At 67.5% G+C, this 15,255-nt stretch carries 13 protein-coding genes; 5 read left to right on the top strand and 8 right to left on the bottom strand.

From position 1 onward, the window contains the following. Positions 1 to 7: 7 nt before the first annotated feature. Complete coding sequence (locus tag EDD27_RS32395; protein ID WP_127935761.1) at positions 8 to 889, bottom strand: LysR family transcriptional regulator; 882 nt, start codon at positions 887 to 889, stop codon at positions 8 to 10. Positions 890 to 983: 94 nt separating this feature from the next. Here EDD27_RS32395 and EDD27_RS32390 point away from each other — a divergent pair, with 94 nt between their 5' ends. After that, a complete protein-coding gene (locus tag EDD27_RS32390) occupies positions 984 to 2,003 on the top strand; it encodes a nitrilase family protein (RefSeq protein WP_127935760.1) in 1,020 nt (339 codons plus the stop codon). Positions 2,004 to 2,392: 389 nt separating this feature from the next. On the opposite strand, the gene EDD27_RS32385 is transcribed toward EDD27_RS32390, so the two are convergent. Continuing rightward, positions 2,393 to 2,827, bottom strand: coding sequence for a hypothetical protein (locus EDD27_RS32385; protein ID WP_164903878.1), 435 nt, complete (start codon positions 2,825 to 2,827; stop codon positions 2,393 to 2,395). A 301-nt stretch (positions 2,828 to 3,128) separates the two neighbouring features. On the opposite strand from EDD27_RS32385, the gene EDD27_RS32380 reads away from it, so the two are divergent. Beyond that, positions 3,129 to 3,878: a DeoR/GlpR family DNA-binding transcription regulator gene (locus EDD27_RS32380; protein WP_127935758.1), complete on the top strand. Its 750-nt coding sequence runs from the start codon at positions 3,129 to 3,131 to the stop codon at positions 3,876 to 3,878. On the opposite strand, the gene EDD27_RS32375 is transcribed toward EDD27_RS32380, so the two are convergent. Beyond that, on the bottom strand, positions 3,875 to 4,558 hold the full coding sequence (locus tag EDD27_RS32375; protein ID WP_206641760.1) for a winged helix-turn-helix transcriptional regulator: 684 nt from the start codon (positions 4,556 to 4,558) through the stop codon (positions 3,875 to 3,877). The genes EDD27_RS32380 and EDD27_RS32375 overlap by 4 nt on opposite strands. Before the next feature lie 71 nt (positions 4,559 to 4,629). On the opposite strand from EDD27_RS32375, the gene EDD27_RS32370 reads away from it, so the two are divergent. Continuing rightward, the gene (locus EDD27_RS32370; protein ID WP_206641759.1) at positions 4,630 to 5,412 is read left to right on the top strand and encodes an alpha/beta hydrolase; all 783 of its coding nucleotides are present in this window, start codon (positions 4,630 to 4,632) and stop codon (positions 5,410 to 5,412) included. 269 nt (positions 5,413 to 5,681) lie between these two features. On the opposite strand, the gene EDD27_RS32360 is transcribed toward EDD27_RS32370, so the two are convergent. The 5 genes from EDD27_RS32360 to EDD27_RS54685 all read right to left on the bottom strand — a co-directional run bounded on the left by EDD27_RS32360 (position 5,682) and on the right by EDD27_RS54685 (position 11,775). Next, positions 5,682 to 6,206 carry a hypothetical protein gene (locus tag EDD27_RS32360; protein WP_127935757.1) on the bottom strand — a complete coding sequence of 175 codons (525 nt, stop codon included), beginning with the start codon at positions 6,204 to 6,206 and terminating at the stop codon, positions 5,682 to 5,684. A gap of 564 nt (positions 6,207 to 6,770) precedes the next feature. Continuing rightward, a complete protein-coding gene (locus EDD27_RS32355; RefSeq protein ID WP_206641758.1) occupies positions 6,771 to 7,133 on the bottom strand; it encodes a DUF4406 domain-containing protein in 363 nt (120 codons plus the stop codon). 1,150 nt (positions 7,134 to 8,283) lie between these two features. Then, positions 8,284 to 10,647: a glycosyl hydrolase 53 family protein gene (locus EDD27_RS32340; RefSeq protein ID WP_164903877.1), complete on the bottom strand. Its 2,364-nt coding sequence runs from the start codon at positions 10,645 to 10,647 to the stop codon at positions 8,284 to 8,286. A 214-nt stretch (positions 10,648 to 10,861) separates the two neighbouring features. Further along, a complete protein-coding gene (locus EDD27_RS58930; protein WP_421917338.1) occupies positions 10,862 to 10,966 on the bottom strand; it encodes a rhamnogalacturonan lyase family protein in 105 nt (34 codons plus the stop codon). Further along, entirely contained in the window at positions 10,963 to 11,775 is an 813-nt protein-coding gene (locus tag EDD27_RS54685; RefSeq protein ID WP_206641757.1) for a rhamnogalacturonan endolyase family protein, read from the bottom strand. Before EDD27_RS54685 ends, EDD27_RS58930 begins: the two co-directional genes overlap by 4 nt. Before the next feature lie 782 nt (positions 11,776 to 12,557). On the opposite strand from EDD27_RS54685, the gene EDD27_RS32335 reads away from it, so the two are divergent. Beyond that, complete coding sequence (locus EDD27_RS32335) at positions 12,558 to 13,652, top strand: glycoside hydrolase family 53 protein (protein WP_127935755.1); 1,095 nt, start codon at positions 12,558 to 12,560, stop codon at positions 13,650 to 13,652. Between the two features lie 100 nt (positions 13,653 to 13,752). Beyond that, a complete protein-coding gene (locus tag EDD27_RS32330) occupies positions 13,753 to 15,231 on the top strand; it encodes a galactose-binding domain-containing protein (RefSeq protein ID WP_164903876.1) in 1,479 nt (492 codons plus the stop codon). Positions 15,232 to 15,255 lie beyond the last annotated feature (24 nt).

The raw sequence follows: 15,255 nt of genomic DNA, 5'->3' as shown, positions 1-15,255 counted from the left end.
CGACGTCTCATTCCGCCGAGCCATCGCGGACAAGGTCGAGAAAGCTCGCGGCCAACGGCGGGAGATGACCGGGATTCCAGACCGCGCCGATGCGCCATTCCGCCGCCGGATGCCGGAGCGGCGTGATCGTGATCGGCGGGGGAGCGATGCGGGCGGCGCTCGCCGGGACGAACGCGGCGTCGGTCCCGGCCGCCACGAGCGCCAGCACGGTTTGCAGGTCATGCGCCTCCTGGACGATGCCGGGCCGGACCTCGACGGCGGTGCAGAAGTGGTTGATCTGACCTGCCAGTCCTGGGCCTCTGGCTGTCACCAACTGGACGAAATCATGGCGATCCACCCAGCGTGAGATATCTGCCGGGTCCGGCGGAGGCGGGTCTCCATGATCGGCCGAGGCGAGCGCGAGGCGGTCGGTCCCCAGGATCAGCCGCCCCCAGCCGTCCTCATCGGGAAGGCGGACGAAGCCGACGTCCAGTTCGCCCGCGCGAAGCCTGTCGAGCTGCTCCCGGGAGGACATGTCCTCCAGCGTGACGTACGCGTCGGGATGGCTGCGCCGGAAGGCCGCTATCAAGCGCGGAGCCAGGTCGATGCTGGAGAGCCCGAAGCCGACCGACAGCCTGCCGATCTCGCCGCCGGCCATCCTGGCCATCCGCACGGCCAGGGCGTCGGCCCGTCGCACCAGATCCTGCGCCTCGGGCACCAGGGCCGCGCCCAGCTCGGTCGGCGTGGCGCCGTGGCGCCCGCGGTGGAACAGCCGACCCCCGACCTGCGCCTCCAAGGACTGGATCTGCTTCGTCAGCGTGGGCTGCGTCACCAGGAGCAGCCGGGCGGCGCGGCCGTAGTTGCGCTGCTCGGCCACGGTGAGGAAGGCGCGGAGCAGACCGATATCCATTCCTTCATCCTATGGAACGCCATAAAACATTCATTGGACGCATCGATCCCTTGTGCGATGTCCTGGTGCCCGGAACGTGTGACGGGAGGCCACGATGGAGCAGCAAGACAAGGCGAATGGCGACGTGTTGCGATGCGCGACCGTGCAGTTCGAGCACCGGCCGGATGACAAGGCCTACAACCTGGGCAGGGTCGAACACCACGTGCGGGAGGCCGCCGCCGGTGGGGCGCACATCGTCGCCTTCCCGGAGATGTGCTTGCTGGGCTACTGGCACCTGCGCCGGCATCCGGCCGAGCGGCTGCGCGAGCTGGCCGAGCCGTTGACGGGGCCATCCGTCGCGCGCGTACGCGATCTGGCGCTGGAGCACGGGATCGCCGTCGGGCTGGGGTTCCTGGAAGCCGACGAGGAGGGGCGGCTGTTCAACAGCTACGCCGTTTGCCTGCCTGACGGCCGGGTCCACCGGCACCGCAAGCTGCACGCCTTCGAACACGAGGCGATCGGCAGCGGCGACGACTACACCGTCTTCGACACTCCGTGGGGCGTGCGCGTGGGCATCCTCATCTGCTGGGACAACAACCTGGTCGAGAACGTACGGGCGACCGCACTGATGGGCGCCTCCGTGCTCATCGCACCGCACCAGACCGGCGGCACCGCCTCCCGCAGCCCTCACGGGATGCGGCCGATCCCCGCGGAGCTCTGGCACCGCAGACACCACGCCCCCGAAGCGATCGAAGCGGAGTTGCGCGGACCGAACGGACGCGAGTGGCTGATGCGCTGGCTGCCCGCCCGGGCCCACGACAACGGCCTGTTCGTCGTGTTCAGCAATGGTGTCGGGAAGGACGACGACGAGATCCGTACCGGCAACGCGATGATCCTCGACCCCTACGGCCGCATCCTCGCCGAGACCTGGGCCGCCGCTGATGCCATGGTCGCTGCCGACCTCGACCTTAGCCTGCTGCCCTTGTCCACCGGGCGACGCTGGCTGCAGGGCCGGCGTCCCGAACTGTACGAGATCCTCACCCGCCGGTTCGGCGACGAGCGCGATCCGCGCACCGCCCGCTTCGCCAGCGATCCCGTGCCCATCCTCCGCGTCCCGCCATCCGGCCGGAGCTGATCCGCCACCGCCCCTCGCACTCAACGAAGCCCGCGACGGCGACCCGGACTCGCTATCGGGCGCGCGGCCCGCCGAGGGGCCTGGTCATGTCATCGGTGAGGTACGTCGCCTCTCTGACTTCTCCATGAGTCCCGACTCGGTCACTCCCGTTTAGGGGCGGGCGGTGGAGGCCGTTGCGGGAGGCGTTCTCCAGCTCCGCCGGACTCATCGGCGCGGTGCCGTTCTTCTCGGAGGCGTAGTGCTTGAACGCCTTCGGAGGCAGGGCGGCGCTGACTGTGGTGCTCTCGCCGAGCACGCTGTTGACGCTGAGGCGGCCGCCCAGGGTGGCGACGTCGGAACCGTCTATCGGGGCCAGGTGGGCTGGGTGACGTCGGAGACGCGGGTCGCGGTCAGGTACTGCCGGTGGAAGGCCACTCGATGCCGCTGGTCCCGTATCTCTTCGTCGACGCGTAACACTTCAAGGACACCGAAGTCGTGCTGCTCAGGGTGACCGTTCTGGTGAAGCTCATGGACCACCGCTGGCCTGCGGACACTTCGGCCCGGTCCCAGTGCTGAATCTTCCCGGTGGGCGTCTCCAGGCCGCATCCCGCGTCGAACGGCTCAGGGTCTCCCGGCTGCTGCCTGATCCGCAGGTCTACGTTGAGAACGTAGGAGCCCGCGGGCAAGTCGTTGAGCACCGCCGTCGTCTGAGGTGTGGGCGTGGCCTGATCGCTGGTGACGTACCCGAGCCCTGCTAGCGGAACGGACTGGTGTCTCACCGGGCCCAGGTCCGGGCGGATCTGCCTGCCCCTGCGGCCCGACGGCGTTCCAGGAGAGGATTGCATTGGATTCGTCCGTCAACCCTGCCCCAGGGGCTTGTGACGCGCATGAGAGAACTGGGCGGCCGCTGTCTCGGAAGGGGTCTGGCGGGCGCGGAGGCCACAAGCGAGTCAACGCGGGCGGCATCATTCCGATCTCCCGCCACGCAAGGCCGCCCCTGAACCAGGAGCTTCCCTCTGCCCACGAGGTCGGCCAACGGCGCTGATCCGGTCAGCAACTCATGGAGCACGCGGGCGTCGAGCGCGACCCGGCTGGCGCTACGGGACGATAAGATGAATCTCTCGGAAAGAACAAGGAGAAACGTGCATGCTGGCCGCCCAACGCCGTGACTTGCTCCTGGAGCGTCTCAACCGGGACGGCCGGATCATCGCCAAAGATCTCGCCGCCGAACTCGGTATCTCCGAGGACAGTATTCGCCGCGATCTGCGCGAGCTCGCCGCGGCGGGTTTGTGCCAGCGGGTGTACGGCGGCGCGCTGCCCGTCTCTCCCGCGATCGCCGACTACGCAACCCGCCAGCACGTCGAGGTCTCCGGCAAGCAGCGCGTGGCCGCCGCCGCAGCGGCGCTGATCGAACCTGGCAGCACCGCGATCCTCGACGGTGGCACCACCACCCTCGCAGTCGTCCGCGCGCTCTCCCTCGACCTGCGCGCCACCGTGGTCACTCACAGCCCTACCGTGGCCAGCGCGCTGGCCGGCCATCACGACGTGGAGGTGTACCTGATCGGCGGAAGACTGTTCAAGCATTCGATGGTCGCCTGTGGTGCCGCCGCAGTTGAAGCCGCCCGCGGTCTGCACGCCGACCTCTTCCTGCTGGGCGTGACGGGCGTGCATCCGGAGGCGGGGCTGACCACGGACGACGCCGACGAGGCCGCGATGAAGCGTGCGCTGGCCCGCCAGGCCGCCGACACCTACGTGCTGGCCAGCTCGGAGAAGATCGGCGCGGCCTCCCGTTTCACCGTTCTGCCATTGGCGGACGTCGCTGGGGTCGTCACCGACGCCGGCAGCGAGAACGCCACCGTACGGGCGCTCAGCACGCCCATCATCCACGCCACCTAGCGTGCGAGTTCTCCGTCGTCTCCGTCTACGGTGCCGAAGGACTGCATGAGCCATCGCAGGGCGGAAACGTCGCCGAGGACGACGGCATCTCCCGCTCGCACGGCGTCGTCGAGATCACGCTTGGCGAACACCAGGTCTTGCAGGGTGACCACATCACAGGCGATGGTGGCCATCGCGTCGTGGATCTCCCCTCGCTCGATGCGCAGCTGCCCGTCGGTGACCTCCGCGTGAAAGGCGTCATGCCCCAGACGTAGCTGGTAGCGATGCCGGCCACGCAGGTGGTCTGTAGCGGCGGGGGCGAAGGTGGTCTTGAGCGCGAAGGCCAGCGCATCGGTGCTCAACTGCGTCGCCGACGTGCTGGCGGGCGGGATGGGGCTACCCCACCTGCCGAGGGCGAGCAGGACCGGTTCAAGGTCGCGGCCGCGCCGGGTCAGCTCGTAGACCCGGGCTCCGGCAGGTGGTCCCAGGACACGGCGATTGATCACGCCGGCGTCCTCGAGTTCACGCAGGCGCTGCGACAGCACATTCTGGCTCACCCCGGTCAGCCCGCGATGCAGATCCACGAAGCGCTTGGGGCCGAACATCAGCTCGCGCACCACCAGCAGCGCCCACCGCTCGCCCACGACGTCGAGGGCGCGGGCGATGCCACACAGATCTCCATAGCTACGCGAACCCGACACGATAGCCCTTCTCCTAATATAGGAGTAACCTCACCTTCATTAGGAGTATAGCCCCGGGTCGAGGAGAAGCTGTGGCGCAGGTGATCTCGCGGGACGGTACGTCGATCATCTACGAGCGGGTCGGCAGCGGTCCGGTCGTCGTGTTGGTAGGCGGTGGGCTGGACGACGGGACGGAAAACGAGCCGCTGGCCCAGGAGCTGGCCGAACACTTCACCGCCGTCAACTACGCCCGGCGTGGCCGTGCCGGGAGTGGCGACGTGCAGCCATTCGCACTGGAACGTGAGATCGAGGATCTCATGGCGTTGGTCGACGTGCCCTACGCGGTCGGTGACACCGCCGTCCAGACGTGGCAGGCCTACGTCGGACAGCTGCGCGCCGTGCTCGCCAGCGAGCAGCGTGGGGAGGCATTGAAGCTGTTCATGCGGCTGGCGGGCGCCTCTGACCAGGACATCGCCGGAGCGGAGAGCTCGCCGATGTGGCCACCGCTGCTGGAACTCGCGCACACGCTGGCCTACGACGCCGCATGCCTGGGTGACGGGCCTCCGCCCGCCACCCGGCTCGCGACGATCACCCAGCCGACGCTGGTGCTCACGGGATCGGGCATGGACCCGCTCATGACAGGGCTGCAGAGCGACTTCTTCAGCCAGGCGGCCGATGCGATTGCCGCGTGTATCAGCCATGCCGAACGCCGCATCGTCGACGTGCGCGAGCACACAGTCAACGCCAAGGCCCTCGCTCCCGTACTCACTGCCTTCTTCGGGTCTTCACCTCCACCAAAGCAAGGCGAGTCCTCTGGGAAACTGACCTTCACCACCGGGGGCGGCACGCCTCCCCGCACCCGGGCACCGTGGTGACGGTCATGGACGGCGGGGAAATGCCGTCAACGCGTGAGCCGTCCTGTCTCGATGGCGCCGCCTATCCGACGGTCAGGTGCAGGCGCAGGAGGGCAGGACGGCGCAGGGCCTCGGTGGCACGGTCGTGCCACCAGGCGTCCGCAGCACCGCCCAGTGGCATGACAGTACCCCCACCTCGCGGATCCGTACGCGTGGGTTCCCGGTGAGGTCCCATCCGGCGCGGTCCAGGCCGGTACGGCCGCGAGCGTCCGGGATATCGATGCCCGCGGTCATGACCGGACCAGTTCCGGACGGGTGGCCACCAGTGGCCACCAGCGCATGACGCCGTGCCAGCGGGCTGCGAAGGCGAGCTTCACGCTGATCGCCGCCATGCCGAGCATGGACAGCGGCCAGCACAGGCCCAGCACCATCAGCCACGTCTCGTCCTTGATGCCGTCTGGGAGGATGCCGTGCAGCAGCGACCAGAAGCTGGCCAGTCCCAGCAGCACCGCCTCGATCCCGAGCGCGATCGACGCGGCGCGCGAGATCCCGATGGCTCGTGTGCGTGCCGGTATCCACAGCAGGCAGAACACGCTGAGCTGGAACAGCAGACCGGTACGGTCGACGATTCGCTCGGTGACTCCGACACCGGTCGGGCCGAGAAGGAAGATGGCCATCGCCCACGTCAGCGTGCCGGCGGCCAGCCCGAGCCCGGCCCAGCGCACAGCGCCGGCACTGATCGACTCGGGGTCGCCGGCGGGTGTGTCGTCGATCGCACGAGGTCTGGACGGTCGGTTGGTGATGAATGAGCTCATGACAGTTTCCTCTTCGTTGCCGGCCTCCGATCCGTGATCGCCTTCAGGCGTGGTGTCGAAGCGGAACAGGGCTGGTGCGTTGCTCACGAGATATGCCTAGCTGTCAAAGTGAACAGAGCGCTATTGCAGCCATGTCGGCCCGCTGGGCGGTCGGCGGCATCAGCGTTTCAGAGATCCGCACGCCCGTAAAAGCAGCAGGAACGACTGAAAAGCTGAAATTCCTGCCATCACCATCGCCATGGTTGAGCGCGCATGCCGGCCTCCCAGAGGAGGTCCTCCAGGTTCGGTGACATGACGGTCCTGGCCCTCAGCAGCGGATACGCGTTCAAGCTCGGAGTGCTCTGGGAGGTGTTCGGAATCGACCCGCAGGTGAACGCCTGACCGTCTACGACTTCCCGGCGGTATCGTCCGGTTTGCGCAGGTACCTGCCTCATTGGGCGAGCACTCGGGCGGACGCCGCGAAGTTCCGCTGTGTTGTTCTGAGATGCGGCAAGAACGACACTTCTTCGTCGTCCGCTGGCTGAAATCCGCCTGCTGTGCCGTATCGACGGTGAGCGTCTGGCCTCAGGCGGCCCGGTAGCCCGGGATGTCCTCGACGCGATGGTAGACGGGCAGACCGCGTTCGGTCGCGATCCGTACGTCCTCATCGGCGCCGGTGGACTCGCCCGGCAGCCGAAGAACCGCGTCACAGTGCCGGAGCAGCCGCTCCGCGGTGGGATACATGATCTGCTCGGCCACAGGATCGGCCGGCCCGGTGCCACCCGCGCCACGCAGCACGGGCAGAGCCACCCACTCCCCGATCATCGGGACGTGGCCGCTGCGGAAGATCGGCCATGCCGCCTCCTCCAGCCGGGCCAGGTTGTTTGCCATCAGTTCCGGATCATCGTTTGTGCCGGAACGGTAGGGCCCGGCGATCAGAATCATCATGATGCCGAACTATACTAGGGACTAGTCGGAAGAAACAAGGAAAAACGTGCAGATCGCCGTCTGAGGCCGTGCCGCTGCCACAGCGCCCGTCTCCGGGGCGGTCATTGACGGACTCGGCCCTGAGTGGGCGTTCACGGTGGCCGGGCTGGGAGGCATGGCCATGGTGCTGGCCGTACTGCCGCTCTGGCGCCGCCGTGCAGCAAGGACTATCAGCGTGCCGGCCGCGGAGCTCGAGGAGGCGAAGTGAGCGACAGGCTCCTCGATGGCAGCTCCCGTCCGGTGACCGAGACGCTCCTCTGTTTGCACATTAATACATGTTTCTGCGTGTTCCTGTATGATCTCGCTCGTGTCTATTTGCACACTCTTGCGTGTGGCGCCTGGCGTTGACGGCGCCGTTCGACCTCGTCACGGCCGCTCATGCAGAGGTCTTCAACATGGTCGAATGACTTCGGCGGACGTCGCCGACGAACTTCCCGAGCCCGGCTTCAGCCTCCAAAGAGACGCTTGGCGGCCCGCGATGCCGGCGGAGGCACGGTCTGTTGGCCGTGGGGCCGGAGACAAGGCCGCAGCACTCACGTGCACGTTGAAGTGATCGCCCGGCCGAGCAGTCGCGAGGAGCGATGATCGAGTGGACCCGCGAGATCATGCGGGCTCCAACACGTGACGCCGTTACGCTCGACGCCTGCGACCACAGCTGTCGGATTGGGACAGCCTGTCGAGGACGAGCAGGCCTTCAACGAAGTTGTCGCCCGGCACGGCCCAGTTCACGCCCCTGAACTGGCTGGTGTCGGCGCTGGCCGGTGGGGCGCCCACGAGGGCGACCGCCGGTACCAGGGCAGCGTGCTGAGAACGCTGAGCAGAATTCGGCGGAGCGGACGAGAGTAATTTGTCATGGTATTGACCTATCTCGTATTGACTAGAGGCTTGCGAGCGTCGGCCGCGCCGGAACTCCTTCCAAGATCATTGCGGTTAAGCAGCTGTGCTCGTGGATGCAGCTGCGTCCGCGGTCTCGGCCGCAGCCGCCGGGAGCGACCTTGCGGCGTTCGAAGCGGCCGAGGAACTCCTCCCAGTCCTCGTCGAGGGTGCCCGGTATTCGTCGCTGGGGCGCATGCTCGGCGGCGGGCGATGAAGGCGCGGTGGCCGTTGATCGCTACAGCGTGCTGCATTGTCCTGACTTCGGGCCCGTCACGGCGTTGGTGAATCCGTTGTTCACGGGCGGTACGGCGTTGTTGCTGCACGACAACGGGCCGTTGACCGCGTTCCCGGCGATCACGTTCCACCATTGCGTCCCGGTCACCGCCAACCGACCGATGATCGTGTTCCGGGCACAACCCAGCCGTGGGTTGCCGAAGGTCACCGACGAACCCCCGGATACGCTCACCGGGCCGAAGATCTGGGTGCCGCAGACCACGACGGTACCAGCGCCTTCCGCGTTCACCCGGCCACTGATCACCGCGTCGTTCACCTGCAGTGAGGCTCCGGCCTGCACCGACACCGGACCCGACATCGTCGCTCCGTCCAGGCACGTCACGCCGCCGGTCACCTTCAGCTGCCCGGAGTACTGGCCGGTGATCGTCCGGTCGCAGTGAAGGCCGGCGTACGCATCGACCACGTCGACCACCGCCGTCACCGATCCGAACGTAGTGGAACCGCGGATCGTGAGCCGGCCGGCCGCACTGGTTCCGCCGTCCGGTACCGCGTCCCACACCACCGGGGCCGGCTTGGTCGAACCATCCGCCGTGGTCAGCACCCGCACCGAATCCGGTAGAGCGATTTCGTCGCCGACCAGTACGGCCGAGTACACGGTGTCCTCCACCACGTGCGATGCGTGACTCTTGGTGAAGACATCGATCGACGCGTTCGGCTCATACGTACGCGTCATTCCGGGAACAGCGCGGAACAAGGATTCCCATCTCGCCGGCTCCCACGCCAGCACGCCCAGTCCCTGGTTGTTCGGGATGTCGTTGGCGATCTGGAACACGCGCTGCAGGGCGTCCGCCTGCCCCTGGACGGTTCGCGGATACGGCGAGTTGGGAAGCGGGGTTCCTCCGCCACCCGAGGCCGGGTACGACGTCTCGGCAACCTCGATCTTGTACTTGGGGTGCGCTGCCGCCACGGCGTTGATGATGGACTCGTAGTACTCCGGTGACCCGTGCCATTGCGGGTAGTACGAGTGGGCGATGACGTCCGTGTCGGCGCCCTTGGCCTTGATCCGGGTCAGGTACTGGTTCCAGAACTCGAGCGTCTTGCCCTCGATGCCGCTGGTGACGATGTGCGTCTCGACCTTGATGTCCTTGCCGTGGGCGGCCGACACGTCCCGGACCGCGCGGATACCCGCTGCGGAGAGCGTGGCAAAGCGGTCCCACGCCTCGTCGTACAGCCGCTGCTGGTCCGGGTCGGTGGAGCGCCAGTAGTTCCAGAGCAGGCCGCCGCCGGGTTGCGACTGGTAGATCTCTGGCTGGTTCCGGAAGTACGCCGGGTTGGTCACGCCGGCCAGCGCGGCCTCGCTGCCGAACATGAAGCCGTTCGCGATCTCGTTGCCGACGGCCACCTTGTCGGGTGTCGTGCCCTGCTCGATCAGCCGCTCGATGTAGGCGTAGGTGTAGTCGTACACCGCTTTGGTCAGATCACCGAACTCGAGCTGGGCCCAGGCCCGCGGCTTGGGTTGCTTCGAGGGATCGGCCCACGAGTCGGCGTAGTGGAAGTCGATGCCCAGGCCCATGTTCCGTGCCTTGACCCACTTGGCCACCTCAGCCGATCGCTCCGGGCCCTGGTACGGCGTGGCCAGCAGATCGCCCGTGCCCTCGCTGCGGGGTTCGTTGAAGATGCGCAGCCGGGTGTATTCGAAGCCACGATCCTTGAGCACGTCGAGCAGGTGCGGCCCCGCGCCTCGATCCGCCTCCAAGGGGTTCACCCAGTAGTTGCGCCCTTCGGCGACGTCGTTGTCGACCCAGGAGGCGTCGGAGCCGAGCACCAACTCCTCGCGCAGGTAGTTGTAAACGCTGAGTTCACTGATCCCCACGGTCGCGCCGGGCGACGTTCCCGTGATCCTCACCCGTACGTACCTTGTCCCCGACTGGGTCAAGAGGTCGACCGAGCCGCGGCCTGGTCGGTGGTTGGCCGAATGGTCGGCGATGACGTGCCAGCCGGCGCCGTTCGCTGACGACTCGATCACGTACTGGTAGACCGCCCCCGGGTCCGGGAAGACGACCCGGACTTTCCTCACGTTGTCGTACGCCCCGCCGAGATCAAGCGTCAGCCATTGGCTCGAAGGTGTGCCCTCGGCGATCCACGCCGTCTGGTCGTCCTGGTCGATCGCCAGGTCGGCGGTGGACGCCCCGCTGCTGACCTTGACGCCGGCCCATGATTTGGCGCTGATGTTGCTCTCGATCGGCTTGATCTGCACATCGCCGTAGAGTGCGGAGGCCGGGAGGGCCGGCCCGAATACTGCTGCGCCGCAAGCCAGAGAGATTGCGGTGGTGATGCCTAATATCCTGCGGATGGGATGCGTCATTCCTTGTTTCTCATCTCTGTCCCCGAGTGGCTTGTGACCGGCGAACACGGCGAACACGGCGACCTGGGCGGCCGCGCGTGGGGGAAGAAGTCTCCGTACCTCTTCGAATCCGGAGCAGTCCCACATTCGAGCGCCCCGGGTTGCCCCTCGTCTCAGCAGCGGATCATCGGATCTTCGGTACCGGGACCTTGGCCCAGTCGAGGTCGGAGGCCAGCTAGAAGCTGGGGCAGGCGGGCTGGTTGTAGCCCGTCTGCTGCCTGGCCATCTCGACCCGGTACTGCGGATCGTGCATCAGGGTGTACAGCTTGCGGTTCGTCAGCCGATGTCGGCGATCAGGCCGGGGTTGCCCTTGGTCGAAGACCGACAGGTATCTGGGGCCGGTGATGACGAAGCCGGCGAACTCCCGCAGGCGGTTGTTGCCGGTGCGGGCGGGTGCGTAGATGTCGACGAAGCGGGTGGCGAGCTGGGTGGCCGACCTGGCGGGAGAGTGGGTAGCTGTGCCTCGGGGTGATGCCGAAGGCTTGCTCCAGGATGGCGGGCCGGCGACCGGCGACCACCTCGGGATGCTCGTGCCACTTCATGAACACCTCCACAACATGGTCGAAGTAGCCCGCGGCACTCAGCCGGTAGTCGTCGGTGTGCGCGTAGCCCGGCTGCGGCATGGTGGACGAACCGCTCCTGGTTCGGGTTTCCGGCGGCGTCATAGCGGATGACCCTGGTGCCCGGAGCGGTCTTCAGCATCACCTCCGAGCGGCCGTCACCGTTTGCGTCGCCGACGCTCATGTCGTTGGCGGCGTAGGTGTAGGCCTCGCCCGCCGGGGTGAGGCCGTCGGCCGGTTTGTGCAGAGGGACGTCGTAAAACGATTCACGAAAAGCGCTGGTGGGAGCGCTCCTACGGCCCCAGGGCGGCGCGACGCTGTACTGGAAGGTGGGCGTGCCGACGGGGTCGAGGTAGTTCGTGCTGTCGGTGACCGTGGCGATCGGGCGGCCGTCGCGGTAGACGCGGAAGTCGGCGCCGAGTCTCCCGCCCGGACCTGCTCCGGTCACCTCCGTCCCGAGCAAACACCAGCTCAGAAAGACGCCTCTCGGTGTCGTCGTGGCGACAAGGCCACGGTCGAGGCGCTCCATCTTGATGTGGGGTACGGCGGCTGCGGGCGGGGCCGGTAGAGCGCACACGAGGGCGGCCGCGACTGTATGGGCTAAGCGGGCGGGGCGCACGGGAAGCTCCTAGGGGGGTCGGAGCCAATTGAATCGATATAACGACTGTGAGCGTAGGAGCGTTAACATCGGTGCGTCAAGACTTCGCGTGGCGTTCGCGGGTACGGCGTCCGCCGCTGATGCGCTTGCAGCACTCGCGTCATTGCCGCGACGTCGGTCCCGGCGCGTGAAACTTTCAGGCCGATCCGGGGTGTGCCGGGAACGCTCTGGGAGCGTTCACAGTGCAGATTGCGACGTCTTTACCGCCAATCGAGACGGCGTGTTTGCTAGCGGCGCATGTACCTCGGATTTCGAACGGGCCCTTTCAGCAAGGCATGCTGTACGTTACTGTGCACGTTCACAGAGCATCGTCGAGCCTGTGAGGAGGACGCGTGGCCTCGCCCCCCACCCTGCCTGCGGCTTCGCACCCGATCCCCGTCACCCCCCGTCGCCGCAGAACATGCGGCGACACGACATCCGCCTGACTGCGACTGCCGACGCCGGCTCCCGGCGCAGCGACATCAGGACGGCGCAAGCGGACTGACCACCCACTCGTGCCCCGGGCCCGGGCGCCAGCCGGTCTGTCCGTCATGCCCGTCAACCAATGGCCGGCCGGCGGCGCCGAACCCTGTGCATGATCAGCCGCGCCGCCCGCCTCGGCAGCTGCTTTGATCCCCGTTTTCTGAGCTCTGTCCTGACCATCGGAGGGTCCCATGAAAAGGATCTTGGTGGCGTTGGCGTTATGCGCCGCCGCGACCGTCCCCGTTGGGCAACCAGCCCACGCTGCCGCCGCATCGCTCAGCATGCTCGGCGCAGACGTCTCCTCCTTGCAACGAGCGCTGGACCTGGGCGCGAAGTACTACGACGCCGGTGGCGTGCAGCGAGATCCGCTGGACATCCTCAAGGGGGTAGGCGTCAACTACGCCCGCCTGCGGATCTGGAACAACCCGATCAGCGGCTACAACAACAAGGCCAAGGTGCTGCAGCAGGCCAGGGCGGTCAAGGCCAAAGGGTTGAAGCTGATGGTCGACTTCCACTACTCCGACACCTGGGCCGACCCCGGCAAGCAGTACAAGCCGGCCGCCTGGGCCGGCCACGGCATCAGCCAGCTGCAGACCGACGTCTACGACTACACCTACGACGTGTGCACCAGCCTCAAGGCGCAGGGCACCGTCCCGGACAGCGTCCAGATCGGCAACGAGATCAACACCGGCATGCTGTGGAACGACGGCAGGGTGACCAACAACGACTTCACGAACCTGAGCCTCCTGCTCAAGGCCGGTTACAACGCGACCAAGGCGTGCAACCCCGGCACCCAGGTGATCATCCACACGGCATTGGCGGAGAGCCTGTCCTCTGCCCGCAGGTTCTACGACGGGATCCGGGCCAAGGGCGTGTCCTGGGACATCACCGCCCTGTCGTACTACTGCATGTGGCACGGCACGACGTCCAACCTGTCCACGGTCATCGCCGACATGCGGGCCCGGTACGGCAAGGACGTGGTGATCGCCGAGACCGCCTACCCCTTCACCGCCGACAACGCCGACTCCACGCGCAACGTGGTGACCTCGGGCTGCTCGGGGTACCGGATGACCTGGCAGGGGCAGGGCGCGCAGTTCGCGGCGGTGCAGAGCACCGCTCGTAACGCGGGTGCGATCGGGGTCTTCTACTGGGAGCCGACCTGGTACGCCGTGCCCGGCAACGGCTGGGACCCGGCGAACATCGCGAGCAGCGGTAACGAGTGGGACAACATGGCCGTCTTCAACTGGACCGGTCACATCAACCCCCACGTCCGGTGGACACCGTAGGCCGGAGCGAAGCAGCTCCTGCCCGGCACCCGCCGTCCGTCTCCACCGCCCTCACGAGAAAGCAGGAATCAGCATGGGCTCATCTCGGTCAGGTCGCCGCGTGCCCGGACCGCCGGGTTCTTCGAGACTCGTCGTTCTCGCCTTCCTCACCCTCGTGATGGGCCTGATGGCCGTACCGCTCGCGACCCCGGCCGGAGCGGTGACGGATCTGGCGCTGGGCAAGGCCGCGACTGCCGACTCCAGCCAGTCCGGTCGCGGACCGTCCCTGGCCAACGACGGCGACACCGCCACCCGCTGGTGCGCCGCCGACGGCAGGACCGGCCACTGGTGGCAGGTCGACCTCGGAAGCGCGGTGACGCTGAGTGGCACCGAGGTGCGCTGGGAGTTCGCCCGCACCTACAGGTACCACGTCTCGGTCTCCACCGACGGCACGGCCTGGACGCGGGTGGCCGACCGGACGGCCAGCACGACCGCCGCCCAGGTGCAGAGCGACGCCTTCACCGCGACCGCGCGGTACGTGCGGATCACGGTGACCGGGCTCGCCGCGTCGACGTGGGCGAGTATCACCGACTTCAAGGTCTTCGGCACCGACACCGGCACCCCGCCGGGGCCGGAGCCGGATCCGGCACTGCGTTCCAGGTGCACCGGCACCTCGCCGATCACCTGCCACTTCGACGTCCAGCCGGGCAACTACGACGTGACCGTGGTCTTGGGTGACCCGGCCGGCCCGGGCGTGACCAGCGTGCAGGCGGAGGCCCGCCGTACGGTGTTGCCTGCTGTATCGACTGCGGCGGGCTCGTATGCGCGGTATTCGTTCACGCTGAACGTGCGCCAGCCGGAAGGGCAGCCGACCGGGCAGGGCGGCACCGGGAGGCCCGGGCTTGACCTGGTCTTTTCCGGGCAGACGCCGAAGCTGAACGGGATCGGGCTGGCCCCGGCGAGCGGGCCGGTGCTGTATCTCGCGGGCGACTCGACCGTCTGCGACCAGCCGGCCTCGCCGTACACCGGGTGGGGGCAGCAGCTCCCGCAGTACTTCAAGCTGGGCCTGTCGGTGGCCAACTACGGCGACTCGGGCGAGAGCTCGGGCAGCTTCCTGTCCAACGCGGCGCTGTTCCCCGCGATGAAGCCGCTGATCCGGAGCGGCGACATGGTGCTGATCCAGTTCGGGCACAACGACAAGTCGACGACGGCCTCGGCGTTCGCCTCGAACCTGACCAGCCTGGTGACCCAGGTGCGGTCGCAGGGTGGGACGCCGGTGCTGGTCACGCCTCCGGTGCGTCGGCTGTTCGCCGCCGACGGCACGCTGACGTCGACGGCGCTGCACGTCAACGGTGTGGGCGCCAATCTCCCGGCGACGATGCGGCAGGTGGCGGCCGCGCAGAACACGTCGCTCATCGACCTGACCGCTGCGAGCGAGGCGCTGGTGGAGGGGCTCGGCCCGAACGCCTCGGCCGCGCTCTACCTGACCGAGCTGAATGACAACACGCACTTCTCCGCGCACGGCGCCAACGAGATGGCCAAGCTCGTCCTGCAGCGCATGCGCGAGCTGAACCTGTCGCCGGTGCCGTACCTGCGATAACCACCCCCGACCTACCTGTTGGAG

This window comes from Nonomuraea polychroma (assembly GCF_004011505.1).
In the GTDB taxonomy this organism is placed as follows: domain Bacteria; phylum Actinomycetota; class Actinomycetes; order Streptosporangiales; family Streptosporangiaceae; genus Nonomuraea; species Nonomuraea polychroma.
Note: the sequence above shows the minus strand (reverse complement) of the source record. Positions and strands in the feature narration are given on the sequence as shown.

Bases quoted from the DNA above. Each gene is read 5' to 3' on its own strand.
- EDD27_RS32395 (WP_127935761.1), bottom strand. From the start codon at position 889: ATGGATATCGGTCTGCTCCGCGCCTTCCTCACCGTGGCCGAGCAGCGC.
- EDD27_RS32390 (WP_127935760.1), top strand. From the start codon at position 984: ATGGAGCAGCAAGACAAGGCGAATGGCGACGTGTTGCGATGCGCGACC.
- EDD27_RS32385 (WP_164903878.1), bottom strand. From the start codon at position 2,827: ATGCAATCCTCTCCTGGAACGCCGTCGGGCCGCAGGGGCAGGCAGATC.
- EDD27_RS32380 (WP_127935758.1), top strand. From the start codon at position 3,129: ATGCTGGCCGCCCAACGCCGTGACTTGCTCCTGGAGCGTCTCAACCGG.
- EDD27_RS32360 (WP_127935757.1), bottom strand. From the start codon at position 6,206: ATGAGCTCATTCATCACCAACCGACCGTCCAGACCTCGTGCGATCGAC.
- EDD27_RS32355 (WP_206641758.1), bottom strand. From the start codon at position 7,133: ATGATGATTCTGATCGCCGGGCCCTACCGTTCCGGCACAAACGATGAT.
- EDD27_RS32340 (WP_164903877.1), bottom strand. From the start codon at position 10,647: ATGACGCATCCCATCCGCAGGATATTAGGCATCACCACCGCAATCTCT.
- EDD27_RS54685 (WP_206641757.1), bottom strand. From the start codon at position 11,775: ATGGAGCGCCTCGACCGTGGCCTTGTCGCCACGACGACACCGAGAGGC.
- EDD27_RS32335 (WP_127935755.1), top strand. From the start codon at position 12,558: ATGAAAAGGATCTTGGTGGCGTTGGCGTTATGCGCCGCCGCGACCGTC.